The 18,180-nt window shown below is 64.7% G+C and carries 15 protein-coding genes and 1 pseudogene; 10 read left to right on the top strand and 6 right to left on the bottom strand.

The window, feature by feature from the left end; translation table 11 throughout:
* Positions 1-122 precede the first annotated feature (122 nt).
* Positions 123-707, top strand: coding sequence for an aminoacyl-tRNA hydrolase (pth, locus tag GTP41_RS11865; protein ID WP_161025788.1), 585 nt, complete (start codon positions 123-125; stop codon positions 705-707).
* On the opposite strand, the gene GTP41_RS11860 is transcribed toward pth, so the two are convergent.
* The 3 genes and pseudogenes from GTP41_RS11860 to GTP41_RS11850 form a co-directional block, all read right to left on the bottom strand.
* Entirely contained in the window at positions 704-2,095 is a 1,392-nt protein-coding gene (locus GTP41_RS11860) for a DUF3999 family protein (protein WP_161025787.1), read from the bottom strand. The two genes, pth and GTP41_RS11860, sit on opposite strands and share 4 nt — an antisense overlap.
* The gene (locus GTP41_RS11855) at positions 2,092-5,340 is read right to left on the bottom strand and encodes a DUF2339 domain-containing protein (protein WP_161025786.1); all 3,249 of its coding nucleotides are present in this window, start codon (positions 5,338-5,340) and stop codon (positions 2,092-2,094) included. Before GTP41_RS11855 ends, GTP41_RS11860 begins: the two co-directional genes overlap by 4 nt.
* Before the next feature lie 113 nt (positions 5,341-5,453).
* Positions 5,454-5,993: pseudogene (locus GTP41_RS11850) on the bottom strand (DinB family protein).
* Positions 5,994-6,063: 70 nt separating this feature from the next.
* On the opposite strand from GTP41_RS11850, the gene ychF reads away from it, so the two are divergent.
* The gene (ychF, locus tag GTP41_RS11845; RefSeq protein WP_161025785.1) at positions 6,064-7,155 is read left to right on the top strand and encodes a redox-regulated ATPase YchF; all 1,092 of its coding nucleotides are present in this window, start codon (positions 6,064-6,066) and stop codon (positions 7,153-7,155) included.
* A 174-nt stretch (positions 7,156-7,329) separates the two neighbouring features.
* Entirely contained in the window at positions 7,330-7,983 is a 654-nt protein-coding gene (locus GTP41_RS11840; protein ID WP_161025784.1) for a VPLPA-CTERM sorting domain-containing protein, read from the top strand.
* Between the two features lie 141 nt (positions 7,984-8,124).
* On the opposite strand, the gene GTP41_RS11835 is transcribed toward GTP41_RS11840, so the two are convergent.
* Together GTP41_RS11835 and GTP41_RS11830 are read right to left on the bottom strand one after the other, a co-directional pair.
* Positions 8,125-9,264 carry a type II restriction enzyme NmeDI-related protein gene (locus GTP41_RS11835; RefSeq protein WP_161025783.1) on the bottom strand — a complete coding sequence of 380 codons (1,140 nt, stop codon included), beginning with the start codon at positions 9,262-9,264 and terminating at the stop codon, positions 8,125-8,127.
* Positions 9,265-9,268: 4 nt separating this feature from the next.
* On the bottom strand, positions 9,269-9,754 hold the full coding sequence (locus GTP41_RS11830; RefSeq protein ID WP_161025782.1) for a nuclear transport factor 2 family protein: 486 nt from the start codon (positions 9,752-9,754) through the stop codon (positions 9,269-9,271).
* A gap of 78 nt (positions 9,755-9,832) precedes the next feature.
* On the opposite strand from GTP41_RS11830, the gene GTP41_RS11825 reads away from it, so the two are divergent.
* From GTP41_RS11825 to GTP41_RS11815, 3 genes are all read left to right on the top strand, one after another.
* Complete coding sequence (locus GTP41_RS11825) at positions 9,833-11,227, top strand: NYN domain-containing protein (RefSeq protein ID WP_161025781.1); 1,395 nt, start codon at positions 9,833-9,835, stop codon at positions 11,225-11,227.
* A 71-nt stretch (positions 11,228-11,298) separates the two neighbouring features.
* On the top strand, positions 11,299-12,150 hold the full coding sequence (locus tag GTP41_RS11820; RefSeq protein WP_161025863.1) for an MOSC domain-containing protein: 852 nt from the start codon (positions 11,299-11,301) through the stop codon (positions 12,148-12,150).
* A gap of 26 nt (positions 12,151-12,176) precedes the next feature.
* A complete protein-coding gene (locus tag GTP41_RS11815; protein WP_371867348.1) occupies positions 12,177-13,310 on the top strand; it encodes a GGDEF domain-containing protein in 1,134 nt (377 codons plus the stop codon).
* A gap of 82 nt (positions 13,311-13,392) precedes the next feature.
* Here GTP41_RS11815 and GTP41_RS11810 read toward each other — a convergent pair whose 3' ends face one another.
* Positions 13,393-15,372: a monovalent cation:proton antiporter family protein gene (locus GTP41_RS11810; RefSeq protein WP_161025779.1), complete on the bottom strand. Its 1,980-nt coding sequence runs from the start codon at positions 15,370-15,372 to the stop codon at positions 13,393-13,395.
* 58 nt (positions 15,373-15,430) lie between these two features.
* On the opposite strand from GTP41_RS11810, the gene GTP41_RS11805 reads away from it, so the two are divergent.
* The 4 genes from GTP41_RS11805 to lptA are packed head-to-tail and all read left to right on the top strand — an operon-like array spanning position 15,431 to position 18,178.
* Positions 15,431-16,453 carry a KpsF/GutQ family sugar-phosphate isomerase gene (locus GTP41_RS11805; RefSeq protein ID WP_371867345.1) on the top strand — a complete coding sequence of 341 codons (1,023 nt, stop codon included), beginning with the start codon at positions 15,431-15,433 and terminating at the stop codon, positions 16,451-16,453.
* Positions 16,453-16,989, top strand: a complete 537-nt coding sequence (locus GTP41_RS11800) for a KdsC family phosphatase (RefSeq protein WP_161025777.1) — start codon at positions 16,453-16,455, stop codon at positions 16,987-16,989. The genes GTP41_RS11805 and GTP41_RS11800 overlap by 1 nt, the downstream gene beginning before the upstream one ends.
* Positions 16,990-17,001: 12 nt before the next feature.
* Entirely contained in the window at positions 17,002-17,595 is a 594-nt protein-coding gene (gene lptC / locus GTP41_RS11795; protein WP_161025776.1) for an LPS export ABC transporter periplasmic protein LptC, read from the top strand.
* Between the two features lie 13 nt (positions 17,596-17,608).
* The gene (gene lptA / locus GTP41_RS11790; RefSeq protein WP_161025775.1) at positions 17,609-18,178 is read left to right on the top strand and encodes a lipopolysaccharide transport periplasmic protein LptA; all 570 of its coding nucleotides are present in this window, start codon (positions 17,609-17,611) and stop codon (positions 18,176-18,178) included.
* The last annotated feature ends 2 nt before the right edge of the window (positions 18,179-18,180 follow it).

The following is an 18,180-nucleotide window of genomic DNA, read 5'->3' as shown; positions in this document are numbered from 1 at the left end:
AAAAAGTTCAGTTGCTGTGAAAAATGCAACAATGTTCAGCCTTGAATTGGGCGCCCGCCCGAGGTGGGGCGCGGCGAAAGGCGCGGGTATAATCTGCGCTTTTGCTCACGCAAGCGCAGAACATGCCCATCCGCCTGATCGTCGGCCTCGGCAACCCCGGCCCCGACTACGAACAAACCCGCCACAACGCCGGCTTCTGGCTGGTGGATAACCTGGCGAATTCGCTGCCGAATGCGCGCTTGCAGCGCGAGTCGGGCTTTAATGCCATGGTGGCGAAAACCACCATCGGCGGCAACCAGCTTTGGCTGCTCGAGCCGCAAACGTATATGAACCGCTCCGGCCAGTCGGTCGGCGCCATCGCGCGCTTCTACAAGATCAATCCGGACGAGGTGCTGGTGGTGCACGATGAACTGGATCTGCTGCCTGGCACGGCCAAGCTGAAAAAGGGCGGCTCCTCCGGCGGCCATAACGGCTTGAAGGACATCTCCGCCGCCCTTGGCACGCAGGACTATTGGCGCCTGCGCATCGGCATCGGCCATCCGCGCACCCTGAACCTGAACCAGCCGGTGGCGGACTTTGTGCTGCACCGTCCGCGCCGCGAAGAGCAATTGCTGATCGATGAGGCGATCGAGAAGGCCTTGCGCATCATCCCGACCGCCGTCGCCGGCGACTTCACCAAGGCGACGATGGAACTGCACACGCCTTAAGCTTGCTCCGGCTGGCGCAGCAGGCGCCACACCATCGCCGCCACCACCGCCACGCCCAGCAGCAGCACGCCCCACAGCAGCATCAGGCGGCGCTGTGCCGCGGCGCTGTCGGCGCTGCTGCGTTTGGCGGCATCGGCCAGTGCGGCGACCTGTTCGCGCGCGGCGCCGGGCGTTGCGCGCTGCAGGCTGTGTAGTTCGGCGGGCGTGAAGCCGGGCGCCACGTCGCCGATATCGCGGGCCGCCGGGGCGGCTTTGGCGCGCCCCACCGCCAGCGTGTAGGGCGGCGTGCCGCCGGCGACGAACACCAGGGTCGCCGGTTCCCAACTGATGCGCATGGCCGGCTTGATGCTGGGCGGCTGCTCGAAGCGCAGCACCCATTGCTCGCCCAGCCAGCCCGGCACAGTGATGTCGCCCGATTCGCGCGCTTTGCCGTCTTGCTCCAGCCGGTAGAAGGTGGTGTGCACGGCGGGGTCGAAGCGGTATTGATCGCTGCGGCGCTGTTGCTGCCTGTAGCTGCCCAGCGTCGCTGGCAGCACGACGTTGCCGCCACTGAGCTGCAAGCCAAGCCGGGTCGGTGTGATGCCGATCGGTTTGCTGTATTGCAGGTCGCGCGCTTCGCGTCCGGGCTGCGCTTGCAGCAGCAGCGATTCGGTCGCCGGCGTGACCAGGCCATGCACCGGCGATTGGGCAGTGATGGCGGCGAATTGCAGGGGATCGCCGGCGCGCCAGCTCAGGCGCGCGTAGCGCATGGGACGCGCCGGGAATTCCAGCTTGTCGTTGGCCAGCGTTTCGTCGCTGGCGTTGGACAGCCAGCTCAATTCCGCCACGCCCACCGCTTCCCACTGCTTCAAGTCGTCGCTGGCTTCCAGCCAGACCTGGCCGGTGTAGGTGCTGCGTCCGGAGGGCAGGGTGAACTGCAGCGCATTGACCAGCGGCGGCTCGGCGGCGCCTTCCTGGCGCAGGTCGAGCACCAGTCCGGCCAGGCGTTCGCGGCTGCCAGCTTGCGCCGCCGTTTGCTTTGGCGCGCCGGGCAGACGCACCGAGACCACGCGGCCATCGGTGGCGGTGCTGACTTCCAGGCCGGCCAAGGGCGCGTCCGCGCGTTCCGCCATGAGCGGGAAGACGCGCACCGGCAAAGTGCGCTGCGAGGTCTTGGCGGTGGCTTGCGGCTGGCGCAGCGCAAAGGGCTGCGCCGTGCCGTTGGCGTCGAAGACGCGCACGTCGTGCAAGCCTGCGGTGCGCGCGTTCAGGTAGGCGTCGCGCGGCAACTGCAGCTGCACCACGCCCGGTTTGCCTTGCACCGTCAGCGGGATGACGTGCGTGTAGTCGAGCGGGGTATCGGTGGGGGCGGTGGCCGCGACTGCGGCGGCCAGCAGCAATGCACTCATGCGGCTTCCTTCTGGGTTGCGTCATCGCGCGATGACGGATAAGGCGCGAGATAGCCGATGCCCACCATCAGCGCACCAACGCCGAGGAAGGAAACAATGCGTTCTACACCGCCAACATTGGACAAATCGACCAGGAACAGCTTGGCCACAACGACGCCGAGCAGCACGGCGCCCACGATCCACAGCTTGCGGTCGGCTTTGCGCGCGGCGTAGCGCATCAGCAGCAGGGCGGTCACGCTCCACACCAAGGACAGCATGGCTTGCACGAACTGCGATGCGAACATGGCGTCGAATTCATACGGCACGCCGACGTAGTGCGAGACGGTGCGCAGCAGCGCCAGGTTGAACCAGGCGTAGGCGGCCAACGCGCCGATGCCCAGCAGCTGCGGGCGGTACGGCGCCAGCTTCTCCTGGCGCATGCGGTAGCCGGCCACGCACAGCAGCAGGGCGAAGATGCTGGTCAGGTCGAGCGGGTTGGCCAGCGGCACGTAGGGCAGGGGCGCCATGGCGCCATCCTGCGACAGGTTCCACACCGCGACCAGCAGCAGCGACCAGGCGCACCCCAGCGGCAGCAGGACGTCGCGGTACCAGCCGGCGACCGGCTTGACCGGCCAGCCGTCGGCGCGCACGCGGCGCATGACCCATGCCAGGCCGGCCATCATCAGCCAGGCTGGCAGGAAGTTGGCCCAGGCGGGATCGGCGCCGCTGCCTTCCAGCCCGCGCGCAATCCACCAGGCGCCGACCGGCCAGATCATCAGCCACGGCCCGGTGCTGCGCAGGGTGTGCAGGAGAATCAGTGCGGCTTGCGGCAGCTTGGTGCTGCGCATGAGCCATTCGGAGGCCAGCCACAGCGCGCCGAAGGCGACCCATACCTCGCTGTCCGGCATGCGGGCATCGGCATACAGGCTGACGAGTATGCCGACGGTGGCCAGGCCGAACAGCAGCCAGGCCGGTACCGCCGCTGCACGCAGGGCCGGCCAGGCCAGGCGCTGCGCCAGCTGCATGATGAGCGGCGTAGTGACGGCGATCAGCAGCATATAGGCGCTGGCGCGCAAGTGGATATTGGGTTCGTAGAACGCGAGCAGCCAGTTGGCCAGCGTCGGCGCAACCACCACCAGCCACCACATGCCGCCATAGGCCAGTGCGATATTCGGCAGCAGGGCGGGGACCTGGGCGCTATTGCGCATCAGGACATAGGCGCTGAACATGGCGCCGGCCAGGATCATCAGGCTGCCGAGGAACGGGGTGGCGAACAAATCGGTGGAAACCGGCGCGACCTGCGCTTCCATGAGCAGCAGGAAGGCCAGCACCACGCCGGCCAGCAATTGCGCTGCCAGGGCCAGCCCGCGCGCCATCGGCCAGTCCAGGCGACGCGCGATCAGGGCCATGACGACGGCCACGCCGAGGGCGCTGGCGACCAGCAGGTTGGCCAGCAGGTTGCCGCTGGCGCGCAGCAGGATCTCGGCCCAGGCGCCGCCCACCAGCCAGACGGCAGCGCCGACCAGGAAGATGGCGGCCGGGATGCCGAGGCGGCTCCGGCCTTCTTCGCTGGCATGGCTGCGGAAGCGCATGGCCATGATGCAGGCGCTGACGGCCAGCAGCAGGAAGCCGAGCCACAGGTTGGAGTTGACGGCCGCCGACTTATCCAGCCCGCTGACCGAGCCGATGAAGCTGACCCACGCGCCCAGTTGCACCAGCAGGCCGAAGCCCCAGGCCAGCGGCTGGCGCTGGCGCAGGCCGATCCAGACGATGCCGGCGCCTTCCAGCGCCCAGGCGGCGGAGGTCCAGCGCCCGTCCAGCGCCATCGGAATGGCCAGGGTGCCGAAGACCACGGCGAGCGCGGTGAAGGCGTCCAGCAACAGGCCGTAGGTGGCGCGGCGCTTGGCCAGCACGGTGGCCAGCACGCCGTAGAACAGGCCGAGCGCCAGGGAGGAGTAGGCCATGCCGAATTCGAAGTCTTTCACCAGGCCGTATTGCAGGCTGGCGGCCAGCATCGGTGCGCCGAACACCAGGGTGCCGTCGACATAGCTTTTCAGCTTGGGCGCTTCCTTGTGGGCGTAGACGATGGCGATGCCGACGTAGTACAGGAAGAACAGGAGCAGGAAGGCTTGTGCCGACAGGTAGTCCTGCGGCGTGTAGCGCAGCACGCCCCAGGCGGTGCCGATGCCGAAGGTGAAGGCGAAGCCGAGCAGGTTGAGCACGCGCCAGGAGCGCTTCAGCGCAATGGCCAGGATGCCGGCGTTGAGCAGGGTGTAGTAGCTGAACAGGGCGATGTGGCTGCCCTGGCCGGTGGAGGTCATGATCGGTGCGGCGAAGCCGCCGGCAATGCCGAAGATGGCGAGCCACTGGGCGTTCTGCAGCACGGCCAGCATGCAAGTGCCGATGGTCAGCAGGAAGAGCATGGCAAAGGCCATGCCGCTCGGGATCAGCTGGTACATGCGGAAGGCGCCGAACACCACCAGCATCAGCACGGCCATGCAGGTGCCCTGCAGCGGCAGGCTGACGCCGCGGTGGCTGTTGCGGATGCGCCAGGCCCAGGCCAGCGCGGCCACATCGGCCAGCACGATGCCGGCCAGGCGCAGTTCGATTGGTATGGTAACGCGGGCGGCGGCGTATTTGAGCAGGAAGCTGACGCCGATGAAGAGGATCAGCAGGCCAATCTTGGCCACCAGGTTGCCTTCGAACAGCCAGTTGCGCGCGGCGGTGAGCCAGGCGGGTGGTGCGGCCGGGGGCGAGGCCGGTGCGCGCGCTGGTGCTTTGGGCGCGGCGGCGCGCGCGAACTCAGGCGCGCGTTCAGGTGCGGACTGAAGTGCGGGCTCAGGTAGGGACTCAGGTGCCGGCTCAAGTGCCGCCTCAAGCGCCGGCTCCGGCGCGGCGGCTTCCTGCGCTGCTGCTGGCGCTGTCGCGGCCAGTTGCGTGAGCGCCTCGTCGGCGAGCGGGACGCTGGCGGCGGCGTCACGCGCTTGCAGCGGGGCCGGCTCCGGCGCAATGTCGTGCTCGACCAGCGGTTCGGGTTCGACGGTGCTCGCGGCAACTTGCGCTCCGGCCTCGGTCTGGACTACCGGCTGCGCCGGTGCACCAAAGCCGCCCGCCAGCTCGCCTTGCAGGCTGCCGACCTGCTCGCGCAGCGCGATCAGCTCGCTTTCCAGCTGGCGCGCATGATGGTTCGCCAGGCGCGCGTCGCGCCGGGCCAGCCAGGCCCAGCGGGCAATCACGCAGAGCGCGATAAACCATAGCAATTCCATGAGGACTCCCTGTATTGTTTTAAAAGCATTATTTGCAATGCGCAACAATAGCACAAGGGTTGCCGATACTCGTATCGTCAACCGTGTTCAGGGGTAGCGGGATTTGATGCCGCTCAAATTTCCGCGTCCGGCACCAGGACCAGCAAGTCGGTCACGCCGATATCGACCCCGGCCTGGGACAGTAGCGTGCTGGCCTGGCCGCGATGGTGGGTCTGGTGGTTGAAGACGTGCAGCAGCAGCAGGCCCAATTGCCGGTGGTTGGCTTCGCCGTTCATGCGGCGGTAGCTGATCACGGCGTCCAGGTCGGCCTCAACCAGCCCTGCGGTCTAGTCCAGGATCAGCCGGTCCAGCCAGGCGCGTTGCGCCCGCAGCGCCTCGAACGAGTCGAACAGCGGCTGGTCCAGGGCCGCGGGCATGGACACGCCCGCCAGCGGCGCCAGGGCGGCCGCAAACTGCGGATGGGCAGCAATCCGTTTGAGCCAGATCGTGTCGGCCACCGCTATATGGTTGAGCGTCGCCTGCAGGGAGCCGAAGAAGGCGCCCCGGTCCGCCGCCAACGCCCCGGGCGGCAGCTCCGCCGCCGCCGCGTACAGCTTGTGGTTCATCCATTCGTTGTAGCGGGCCAGCAGGGTGAAATGGGCAGTTCGTGACATGTTCTGGGGTACAATCTCGGTCTATTTGCGGCGAATGCCGTAGCAGAACAATATCATTTAAAGGTTTTCCATGAGTCTGAAATGCGGCATCGTCGGCCTGCCTAACGTCGGCAAGTCCACTCTCTTCAATGCACTGACCAAGGCTGGCATCGCCGCCGAGAACTACCCGTTCTGCACCATCGAGCCGAACGTGGGTGTGGTGGAAGTGCCTGATCCGCGCCTGAAGCAGCTGTCCGAGATCGTCAAGCCGGAGCGCGTCGTGCCCGCCATCGTGGAATTCGTCGACATCGCCGGCCTGGTGGCTGGCGCCTCCAAAGGTGAAGGCCTGGGCAACCAGTTCCTGTCGCACATCCGCGAAACCGACGCCATCGTCAACGTGGTGCGCTGCTTCGAAGATGACAACGTGATTCACGTTGCCGGCCGCGTCTCGCCGCTGGACGACATCGAAGTGATCCAGACCGAGCTGGCGCTGGCCGACCTGGGCACCGTGGAAAAAGCCATCCACCGCGAGCAGAAGAAAGCCCGCTCCGGCGACAAGGATGCCGCCAAGCTGGTCGCCCTGCTGGAAAAACTGGTACCGCAGCTGAACGAAGCCAAGCCGGTGCGCGCCCTGGGCCTGAGCGTCGAAGACATGGCCCTGATCAAGCCGCTGTGCCTGATCACCGCCAAGCCGGCCATGTATGTGGCCAACGTGTCCGACAGCGGCTTTACCAACAACCCGCTGCTGGACCAGCTGACCAAGTACGCGGAAGCGCAGAACGCGCCGATCGTCGCCATCTGCGCCGCGATCGAAGCGGAAATCGCTGAACTGGACGACGCCGACAAGGCCGCCTTCCTGTCCGACATGGGCATGGAAGAGCCGGGCCTGGACCGCCTGATCCGCGCCGGCTTCAAGCTGCTTGGCCTGCAAACCTACTTCACCGCCGGCGTGAAGGAAGTGCGCGCCTGGACCATTCACGTTGGCGACACCGCGCCGCAAGCGGCGGGCGTGATCCACACCGACTTCGAACGCGGCTTCATCCGCGCCCAGACCATTTCCTTCGACGACTACATCGCCTTCAAGGGCGAGTCCGGCGCCAAGGAAGCGGGCAAGATGCGCGCTGAAGGCAAGGAATACGTGGTCAAGGATGGCGACGTGTTGAACTTCCTGTTCAACGTCTGATCGAACCTTTGTTCCAGAAAAAGCCGCGCATGTCGCGGCTTTTTTGTTGCTATTGCTGTCGATAACTTTTACATCTATGAACGATACCCAGCGGTTGTAGTAGCTAAATCAACAACTTGCATAACTGGCACGAACATTGCTGCTGTGGGGAATTTCAAATTCCCAGGAGTAACGATGAAAATTGCAACCTTGCTGGCCAGTGCCCTCCTCAGCGCCGCCGCCACCGCACACGCTGGCGTGATCGACAGCACCGGCCACCCCGGCACCGTGGGCAGTTTCGGCGAACCCCATACCGCGACCTATGGCCAGACCTTTTCGTTGGCGGGCAACCATGTGCTCAACGCATTCTCCCTCTACCTGACCGGGGAAGTATTCGCTCCAGTGCATTTCAAGGCGTATGTCTACGAATGGAACGGCCTGCATGCGACCGGCAACGCCTTGTACAGCAGCGGCGCGCAGTCGTTCGGCGGCGCCGGCCCCGGCAGCGCCAAAGAGTTCGCGTTCAACACCGGCAGCCTCAGCCTGGTGGATGGCAAGACCTATGTCGCTTTCCTCAGCACGACCGGACTGTTTGACGGCGTGCTGTCCACCGCACGCATGCCCGTCGCGCCCAACGATGCGATTGCCGGCGGCTCCTTCGTCTACATGAACAATGGCAGTGTCTTTGACTGGTTGACGAATACCACGTGGAATGCGCGCGCGCATGACGTGTGGTTCAAGGCTTCGTATGACGCCGGCAGCGCAGCCGATGTGCCGCTGCCAGCCACCTTGCCGCTGTTGGGCGCGGGCCTGCTGGCGCTGGGGCTGGTGCGCCGCCGTAAAGGCTAAGTTGCCGGTCGCTGGAAGAGCTGCAGGACACCACTGTGGGCAAGTGTCCTGCCAGGCGCCTATGGCAGTTTGAGCGGGGCTGCCGGCAGTAACAGCCTGCTTTTCTCGCAAACCCACACTGTCCCAGCGATCACCAGGCTGTTAAGACAAGCTATCGAAATCCGGTTCGGCAGCTTCTTCGAGCTTTTCCAGGATATCGTGCTTCAAGTACTCGAGGTTGGGATCCAAGGCCAATTGTTCGATTTTCTCGTAGGGCAGGTAGGTGCAGAGGGTTGCCAGGCTGCCTTGGTTGAAAATGGCGAACGCTGGCCGCTGCAGTTCCTGGAACACTTTTTTTCGCCGCTCGTCCGGCGCTACGATGTGCAGCTTGATCAGGAAATTCGGCTGCAGGGCCAGCAGGTCGGCCATGCGCAGCAGGCCGGAATACACCGCAGTCGTATGCTCGACTTCAAAAGCGCGCACGATCGATTTCTTCTGCAGCCAAAGCACGTCGATTTGCTCGACGGTTTTGGCGGCCGGCTCGGAAAACTGCGAACTCGGCAAGTGAGTGAGCAGCTTGGGTTCCACCATTTCGCTGGCGACGGCCTCCTTGTCCGCTTTCGGGATCCAGACTTCAAACCCCATGGCCAGTCCGATGTCGGCCAGCAAAGCCTGCATTTTGTGGCTGGTGCGGACGGGGGCGGCGCTGAAGGCCTGCACTTCCGCAGGGGCAGTGGCAGCGTGCTCGGTTGACACCTCCGGCTCGGGAACTTGGATGGAAACGGTTTTTCCCTCTGCGTTCACCATCTTGTAGCCGCGCTTTTTCTCCCATTGTTCATCGGTGATGCCATCCGGGATAGGCGCCTTGGCTTGCGCTGCCATCAGGGCGGCAAGCGCCGCGCCGTCGGCAGGATTCAAGCGCACGGCGCTGCTGCGCAGTATCCAGTTCCAGCCGCCGGCACCAGGGGCGATGTTTTGAGTGAACGAGAGTTTGTTCCAAACATCCGGGCGCTTGATCGGGAGGAGCTTGCCCTTGTCCAGCCAGACCTTTGCTTGCGTTGGCAGCTGCAGCGTATAGTTCTCAATGACTTCGCTACCGGCTGCCACTTCCTGCATTGGGCCTGTCACCTCCAGCAATCCAAACCAGCAGGAAACGCCTTTCACGTAGCAGACGATCATGTCCCCGGGCGCGATCTTAGCAACCCAGGCTTTGCGGTCGATGTGAAAGCCCGTGATGGTCTTGTCGGTTTTTGCGAACGCTTCAAAAGTGTCAATCGAAAAAATATCTACAAAGTACGTCATCGTTTTATTTCTGTTTTGCTTCGTGTTCGCGGATGGCTTTGGTGAAGCTGTCCATCAATGGATTGGGCACAGCCAGCGACAGTTGGTAGTGCTCGATCTTCAAGCCCTTGCCGGTGTTGACCAGCACCCCGCTGGCCTGGCAGGTCCCCATCTGGGTGTTCAGCTGCTCGTCGAACCAGACGTATTTCTTATCGGGCGAGAAGTAGACATTGCGCTTTTGCGCGGTGAAGCTCCAGGCTTTCTTGCGGTCCCAGAAGCGCTTGGCCCAGGCCTTGAACTCCGTGTAACTCCAAACTTCGCTCTTGTCGGTGCCGATGAAGACGGCAGTGGGCGTGAACTTGTCCCAATAGTCGGGGCGGGTGTGCGAGGCGTCGTCGTGCCATTGGTCGACGAAGGCGTTCACCTGCTGGCGGAATTCGGTGTCCGGGTCGGCGGCCAGGGCGCTGTGCATCATGAGGGCGGTGGCAGCGGCGATCAGCAAGTGCTTCATTGAGTGTCTCCTCGGTCATGTGTTGGCGAAATAGTATAATCGCCGGATTGTGCACAGCTCCCCTTCCAGATAAAAATTATGGCCTCACCCAACGAAAACGCCAGCATGGCGCTGTTCTGCGACTTTGAAAACGTCGCCTTGGGCGTCCGCGACGCCAACTACGAGAAGTTCGATATCAAACCTGTGCTGGAGCGCCTGCTGCTGAAGGGCACTATCGTGGTGAAGAAGGCCTACTGCGACTGGGACCGTTACAAGGGCTTCAAGGGCCCCATGCATGAGGCGAACTTTGAGCTGATCGAAATCCCGCACGTGCGCCTGTCCGGCAAGAACTCGGCCGACATCCGCATGGTGGTCGATGCGCTGGACCTGTGCTACACCAAGGCCCACGTCAACACCTTTGTCATCATTTCGGGCGATTCCGATTTCTCGCCGCTGGTGTCCAAGCTGCGCGAAAACGCCAAGCGCGTGATCGGCGTGGGCGTCAAGGACTCGACCTCCGACCTGCTGGTGGCCAACTGCGATGAATTCATCTTCTACGACGACCTGGTGCGCGAATCGCGCCGCCAGCGCCAGTCCAGCAGCCGTGGCGATGCGCGCGAGCAGCCGCCCAAGCGTTCGCCGGAAGAGGAAAAGCGCCGCCGCGAGGAGATGGACAAGCGCCGCAACCAGTGCGTGGATATCGCTTACACCACCTTCGATGCGTTGGCTGCGGAACGCGGCGAGGGCAAGATCTGGGCGTCCGTGCTGAAGGAGGCGATCAAGCGCCGCAAGCCGGACTTCAGCGAGTCGTATTATGGTTTCCGTACCTTCGGCAACCTGCTGGAAGAAATGAAGGCGCGCGGCTTGCTGGAATTCGGCCGCGATGAAAAGTCGGGCGCCTATGTGTACCGTAGCAGCCAGCCTGTCGTGCTGCCTGTCGTTGAACAAGACGCCGCACCGGCAGCCGTGGCCGTGGAAGGCGAAGCCGATGCGGCCGAAGCCACACCGGCCGATGGCGCAGCGCCGGCCGAACGCGAGGGCCGTGATAGCCGCCGCAACCGCGGTAACCGCGGTGGCCGTGGCCGCCGTGGCGAATCGGCGCCGGTGGCCGGTGAGGCCGCACCGGTGGAAGTGCCTGCCGATGCGGAAGTTGCTGCCGTGGCGGTCGTGGAGCAAGTCGCGCCAGTGGTGGCGGCTGCGGCCGAAGCCGACGTGGCGGCCGAGGCTGCCGCTGCGCCAGCCAAGCGCACCCGCGCTGCGGCCAAGAAGCCGGCGGCCAAGAAGACTGCCTCGCGCAGCAGCAAGGTCGCGCAAGCCGCTGCCGACGCGGCGGAGGCGGTGCAGCAGGCGGAAGCCGTGCTGGCAGCCGCTGCGGAAGCTGCCGCCGTGGAAGCGCCGGCGGAGTCCGCGGCCAAGCGCGCCAGGAAGTCTGGCATGCATAAACCGTCGGCACGCAGCAAGTTGCCGAAAAAGCCGAAGGCCGAGGCAGCGTAAGGCGGCCCTATGTGCCTGACCCTGCGGGTCAGGCACAGCCTTGCCGGTTTTCTGCCATACTCATGGGCACCATGCCCTTCATTGCCGAACTCACCCTCTACCCCATCAAATCCTGCGCCGGCCTGTCGCTGAAAGAAGCCACGTTGACCCGCGCCGGCCTGATGACCGAACAAATCTACGACCGCGAGTGGATGCTGGTGGACGCCAACGGCGTCGCCCTGACCCAGCGCGAACACCCGCGCATGGCGCTGATCGTGCCGCGCCTGAAGGCGGAAACGCTGGAACTGCGCGCGCCCGGCATGCTGCAGCTGGACATCCCGCTGGGCCTGCCCGACCCGGACAGCGCGCCCAGCCTGCAAGTGCAAGTCTGGGAAGACACCGTGCTGGCCTACGACTGCGATGAGACGACCGCTACCTGGTTCAGCAAATTCCTCGGCCTGGAATGCCGCCTGGTGCGCTTCCACGCCAATGCCCAGCGCCTGACCAGCGGCAAGTGGACCGACGGCGCCCAGCACCCCACCTTGTTCTCCGACGGCTACCCGATCCTGGTCACCGGCACCGGTTCGCTGCAGGACCTGAACGACAAGCTGGCCGCGCAGGGCCGCGCGGCGTTGCCGATGAACCGCTTCCGTCCCAACCTGGTGATCGGCGACCTGGCGGCCTTCGAGGAAGACTACGCGGCCGAGTTGCGCATCGGCGAAGCGGTGCTGAACCCCTGCAAGCCTTGCTCGCGCTGCCCCATGCCCTCGGTCGACCAGGCCACCGGCGAGTTCGGCCCCGACCCGCTGGATATCCTGCAAAGCTACCGCGCCAAGCCGGAAGTGGATGGCGGCATTTGCTTCGGCATGAATGCCGTTGTAACAACAGGTGATGGCTTAAAACTAAGTGTGGGCGACCAAATCGAGGTTACACTGTCGTTTTAGTAGTGGATTTATGGCGGGCGATGGAGATCACGCAGAAAATCACGGGCAAACAACCCACCCAGGCGGACTTGCTGGCCGAAAATCAGGCCCTGCGCGCCCGCCTCGCCTACCTGATCGAGCAAGCCGAGCGCAATCACTCGATCATGATGCGCCACCAGGCGTTCGACCTGGAAATCGTTGGCGCGTCCAGCTTCCCTGAACTGATTGGCACTATCTTTCGCACCCTGCCGGTGATTTCCGACCTGGATGCGCTGACCCTGACCCTGGTGGATGTGGACGACGATATCCGCACGGTGATGGAAAAGCTCGGCGTCAACTTTGACGACTTCCCCGACCTGGTGTTCGTGCCCGATGTGGAGGGCCTGGGCTTTGATCTGCAACCGGGGCAGCAGCCCAAGCCGCAGCTGGGCATGTTCGATGCGCTGAAACACGCGCGCCAGTTCCCGCAGCCGGCCGTGCGCCTGCAAAGCGTGGGCGTGGTGCCGCTGATGCGCAATAAGCGCCTGATTGGTTCGCTGAACCTGGGCAGCGCGGACCCGACGCGCTTCTCGCCCAGCTTGGGCACCGATTTTGTCGAGCACATGGCCTCCATCATCGCCATCTGCCTGGAAAACGTGATTTCCAACGAGATGCTGAAGTACATGGGGCTGACGGATGCGCTGACCGGCGTGTTCAACCGGCGCTATGTGGACCGCCGCTTGCTGGAGGAGATTGCGCGTGCGCGCCGGCAGGCGTACCCGGTGTCGTTCATGTATATCGATATCGACCATTTCAAGCGGGTCAATGATACGGTGGGGCATGGCGGCGGCGATGAAGTGCTGCGCGAGGTGGCGACGCGCATCAAGGCGGAGCTGCGGCTGTCGGATGCGCTGGCGCGCTTCGGCGGCGAGGAGTTTGTGGTGCTGCTGATTGATGCGGACCTGGAGAGCGCGGCCTATGTGGCGGAGCGGATCCGGGCCGGGATCGCGGCCAGCATGATCGAGCTGTCGCACGGGGTGAAGGTGTCGATCACGGCGTCGGTGGGCGTGTCGAGCCTGTCGCAGGTGCCCGATGGCGGCAAGCCGGAGGCGCAGGCGGCGCAGTTGATTGAACAGGCGGATGAGGCCTTGTACCAGGCGAAAGAGGGCGGCCGCAACCGCGTGATCCGTTACGCCGCTTAAAAAAAATGGGGACGTACCCCATTTAATGAGCAACTTTCTCGGAGATAAAGTTGCCAATTAAATGGGGTACGTCCCCATTTTTTTAAGCCAGCAGATCGTTCTCGGCGCGCGCCACTTCTTCCGCCGTGCCGCGCAACACCACCACATCGCCCGCCTCCAGCGTCATCCCCGGCGCCGCTTCCAGCCTGACCTTCCCGCGCCGGATCGCCGAAATCTCGGCCCCCGTCTCAGCCAGCCCCAGGTCGCGCACGCACTTGCCCACGCAAGACGCCTGCTCTCCCAGCGACACCGAATGCAGCCGCACCATCTCCGACTCCTCGCTGGAATCGCTGGCGCCGTGGAAATAGCCGCGCAGCGAGGCGTAACGCTCCTCCCTGGCCCGCTGCACGCGATGCACCACGCGCCGCAGCGGCACGCCCAGCATCACCAGCGCGTGGGACGCCAGCATCAGCGAGCCCTCCATCAGCTCCGGCACCACCTCCGCCGCGCCGGCCTCCTTCAGCCGGTCCAGGTCCGTATCGTCGTGCGAGCGCACGATCACCGGCAGTTCCGGCGCCAGTTCATGCACCAGGTGCAGCACCCGCAGCGCCGACGGCGTGGAAGCGTAGGTAATCACCACCGCCGAAGCGCGCTTGATGCCCGCCGCCACCAGCGACTCGCGGCGCGCCGCGTCGCCATAGGACACATTGGCGCCCGCCGCCTGCGCCTCCTGCACCCGGACCGGGTCCAGGTCCAGCGCCTGGTATGGAATGTTCTCCTCGCTCAGCAAGGTCGCCAGCGACTGGCCCGAGCGGCCAAAGCCGGCCACGATCACATGCTTTTGCGTCGACATTGTGCGCGCCGCGATATTGGTCAGGTTCAGCGACTGCATCATCCACTCGTTGGCGGAGAACTTCATCACGATCTTGTCCGACTGCGCGATCAGGAAAGGCGCCACCAGCATCGACAGCACCATGGACGCCAGCACCAGCTGCACCACGAAAGGATCGACCAGTTTCATGCCGCCCACCACGTTCAGCAGCACGAAGCCGAATTCGCCGGCCTGCGCCAGCGCCAGGCCGGTGCGCATGGCGGTGGAGGTGGAGGCGCCGAACAGGCGCGCCAGGCCGGCGATCAGGGCAAATTTCAGTAGCACCGGCCCGGTCAGCAGCAACAGCACCAGCCACCAGTTCTCCAGCACGATGCGCACATTCAGCAGCATGCCGACGGTGATGAAGAACAGGCCGAGCAGCACGTCGCGGAACGGCTTGATGTCCTCCTCCACCTGGTGTTTGTATTCGGTCTCGGAGATCAGCATGCCCGCCACGAAGGCGCCCAGGGCCAGGGACAGGCCGGCGCGCTCGGTGATCCAGGCCGCGCCCAAGGTCACCAGCAGCAGGTTGAGCATGAACAGTTCCTGCGAGCGGCGCATGACGACGATGGTGAACCATTTGCGCATCACCTTCTGTCCCAGCACCAGCAGGAGCAGCAGCACCACGGCCGCCTTCAGGCTGGCCAGGCCCAGGGTGCGCGGCAGGTCGGCCGGGTTCTGCGCCAGCGCCGGGATCAGGATCAGCAGCGGCACCACCGCCAGATCCTGGAACAGCAGGATGCCGATGATTTTGCGCCCATGCTGGCTATCCAGCTCCAGCCGCTCTGTGAGCATCTTGACCACGATGGCGGTGGACGACATGGCCAGCGCCCCGCCCAGGGCGAACGAGGCCTGCCAGCCCAGCTGGATCGAGGGCGGCAGCACAAAATGGATCAGCCAGCCGAACAGCATGGTGACGGCAATGGTCAGCACCACCTGCGCCATGCCGAGCCCGAACACGATCGAGCGCATGGCCATCAGCTTGGGCAGGGAGAACTCAAGCCCGATCGAGAACATCAGGAACACCACCCCGAACTCGGCCAGCAGCTCGGTGGCGTGGCTGTTCTCCGCCAGCCCCATGGCATGGGGGCCGATCAGGATGCCGACGGCCAGGTACCCCAGCATCGGCGGCAGGTGCATCATACGGAAGGCAACCACGCCCAGTACGGCGCTGCCAAGGAGGAGAAGGGTCAGCTCGAGGGGGGAGAACATCCGTTGTTTGTTATGTCTGGCAAGTTTTTTGCTTATCTAATTCGGCTATACTTCGGGCATGAGTGTAACCCATGAAAAAACAATGCTGAAACATTTTGATGCCAAGACCGCCGCGCGTGCCCTGGAACTGGCGCGCGCAGCCCTGCAGATCGAAACCGACGCCCTGGCCGCCCTGCATGCGCGCCTGGCAACGGACGAAACTGTCGGGCAAGCCGTGTCCCTGTTGCTGCAATGCAAAGGGCGGGTGGTGGTCTCCGGCATCGGCAAATCTGGCCATATCGGCAAGAAAATCGCCGCCACCCTGGCCTCGACCGGCACCCCAGCCCTGTTCGTGCACCCGGCCGAAGCCGCGCACGGCGACCTGGGCATGGTCACCCCGGAGGACGTGGTGATCGCCATCTCGTATTCCGGCGAAGCGTCCGAGCTGATGGCCATCCTGCCGGTGGTCAAGCGCATGGGCGGCCACGTGATCGCCATGACCGGCAAGCCGCAATCGAGCCTGGCCCAGATCGCCGACGTGCACCTGGACGTCTCGGTGGCGAAAGAAGCGTGCCCGATGAACCTGGCCCCGACCGCGTCGACCACCGTCACGCTGGCGCTGGGCGATGCCATCGCCGTCGCGCTGCTGGAGCTGCGCGGCTTCAAGGAAGAGGATTTCGCCCGCTCGCACCCGGGCGGCGCCCTGGGCCGCCGCCTGCTGACCCATGTGCGCGATATCATGCGCAAGGACGCGGCGATTCCCGCCGTCGGCCTGGACACGCGCCTGCCCGACGCGCTGCTGGAAATCACCCAGAAGGGCATGGGCATGACCGCTGTGGTCGACGCCGACAACAAGCCGGTCGGCGTCTTCACCGACGGCGACCTGCGGCGCATGATCGAGAAGGTGCAGGACTTCACCAAGGTCGTCATCAAGGATGTGATGCACCTGAATCCGCGCACCATCGGCCCCGACCAGCTGGCGGTGGACGCCGTGGCGGTGATGGAAGAATTCCGCATCAACCAGATGCTGGTGGTGGACGAGGCCGGCGTGCTGGTGGGCGCCCTGCATATCCACGACCTGACGCGCGCCAAGGTGATCTGATGGCACTGTCCCGCGAAGAACTGCTCGCCCGCGCCGCCAAGGTGCGCCTGTTCATCTTTGACGTGGACGGCGTGCTGACCGACGGCAGCCTGACCTACGGCGCCGACGGCGAAATGGTCAAGACCTTCAACGTGCACGACGGCCTGGGCATCAAGCTGCTGCAGGAAGCCGGCATCAAGACCGCCATCATCAGCGCGCGGCGCACGCCGATCGTGCTGGCGCGCGCCAAGGACCTGGGCATCGAATTCGTGCACCAGGGCGGCCACGATAAACTGACCCCGTTCAAAGCCATGCTGGAGCAGGTCGGCATCACCGAGGAGCAGGTCGCCTTCATCGGCGACGACGTGGTGGACCTGCCGATCCTGAGCCGCGCCGGCTTTGCCGTGAGCGTGCCCAACGGCCGCCCGGAAGTGCATGCGCGCGCCCACTACATCACCGAGGCGGCGGGCGGGCGCGGCGCCGTGCGCGAAGCCTGCGAATTCGTGCTGCGCGCCACCGGCAACTACGAGCGCGTCATGGCGCAGTTCCTGGCGTGATCGGAGCCCGCTATGCGTAATCAGAGGATGGCCCACCGCTTCCGCCTGTCCATCGGCATGATCCTGGTGCTGCTGGCGGCGCTTGGCAGCTTCTACCTGCTCGAACTGATGAACCGCGCGGACGAGGATATCCAGGCCGACCTGAAGGCCAATGAGCCCGACTACATCATCGAGAAATTCTCCTTCGTGCGCATGACGAAGGAGGGCAAGCCGAGCTACATCATCGCCGGCGACAAGCTGACCCACCGCCCGATCGACGACTCGTCCGAGATCGACAAGCCGCGCGTGCGCAGCCTGTCGGGCGACACGCCGCCGATGGATATCCTGGCCAACACGGCGCGGGTGGACGAGGCCAACAGCCGCGTCACCCTGAACGGCCAGGTGAAGATCGACCGCGCCGCCGCGCCCAACGTGCAGGCGCTGCACCTGGCCACGGAAAAACTGGTGATCTTCCCCGACGAAGACCGCATGGAAACCGACCAGCCGGTGAAGATGAAGCTGGGCGACTCCACCGCCACCGCCAACAGCATGCGCGCCAACAACGCGACGCGCCAAATGCGCCTGGAAGGCAATGGCACATTGATGCTGCCGCCACGGGCCCAATAAACAAGGAAAGAACATGAAACGACTTCTATTGTCGGCAGCTTTGCTGCTGGGAGTTGCAGCCCCGGCCCTGGCCGAGAAGGCCGACTCTTACAAACCGATGCTGATTGACTACGGCTCGCTCGATATCGACGACGTCAAGCAGGTCACCATCCTGAGCGGCGGCGTCAAGCTGACGCGCGGCACGCTGGCCATGACGGCGGCGCGCGCCTATGTGAAGCAGACCCCGGAGGGCTTCAAGCACGTCACCCTGTTCGGCGACGGCAAGAAGGCCACCTTCCGCCAGAAGCGCGACGGCGCCGGCGACCTGTGGGTCGAGGGCGATGCCGAACGCATCGAATACGACGAGCAGGCCGAGATGGTGAAGATGTTCAGCAAAGCCTCCATCCGCCGCATCGAAGGCGGCAAGCAGAATGACGAAGTGCAGGGCGAGTTCATCTCCTACGACAGCCGCAAGGAGTTCTTCAGCGTGCGCAATAGCGCCAGCGGCGAGAGCAAGCCGGGCGGCGGCCGCGGCACCATGGTGATCCAGCCTTCGCGCACCGAACCGCCGGCCACCGCGCCAGCCACGCAGGAGAAGAAGTAAGC

Origin of the sequence: Pseudoduganella guangdongensis (assembly GCF_009857475.1) — a bacterium.
In the GTDB taxonomy this organism is placed as follows: Bacteria; Pseudomonadota; Gammaproteobacteria; order Burkholderiales; family Burkholderiaceae_D; genus Rugamonas; species Rugamonas guangdongensis.
The sequence above is the reverse complement of the archived record's forward strand: the minus strand, read 5'-3'. Positions and strand labels throughout refer to the sequence as shown.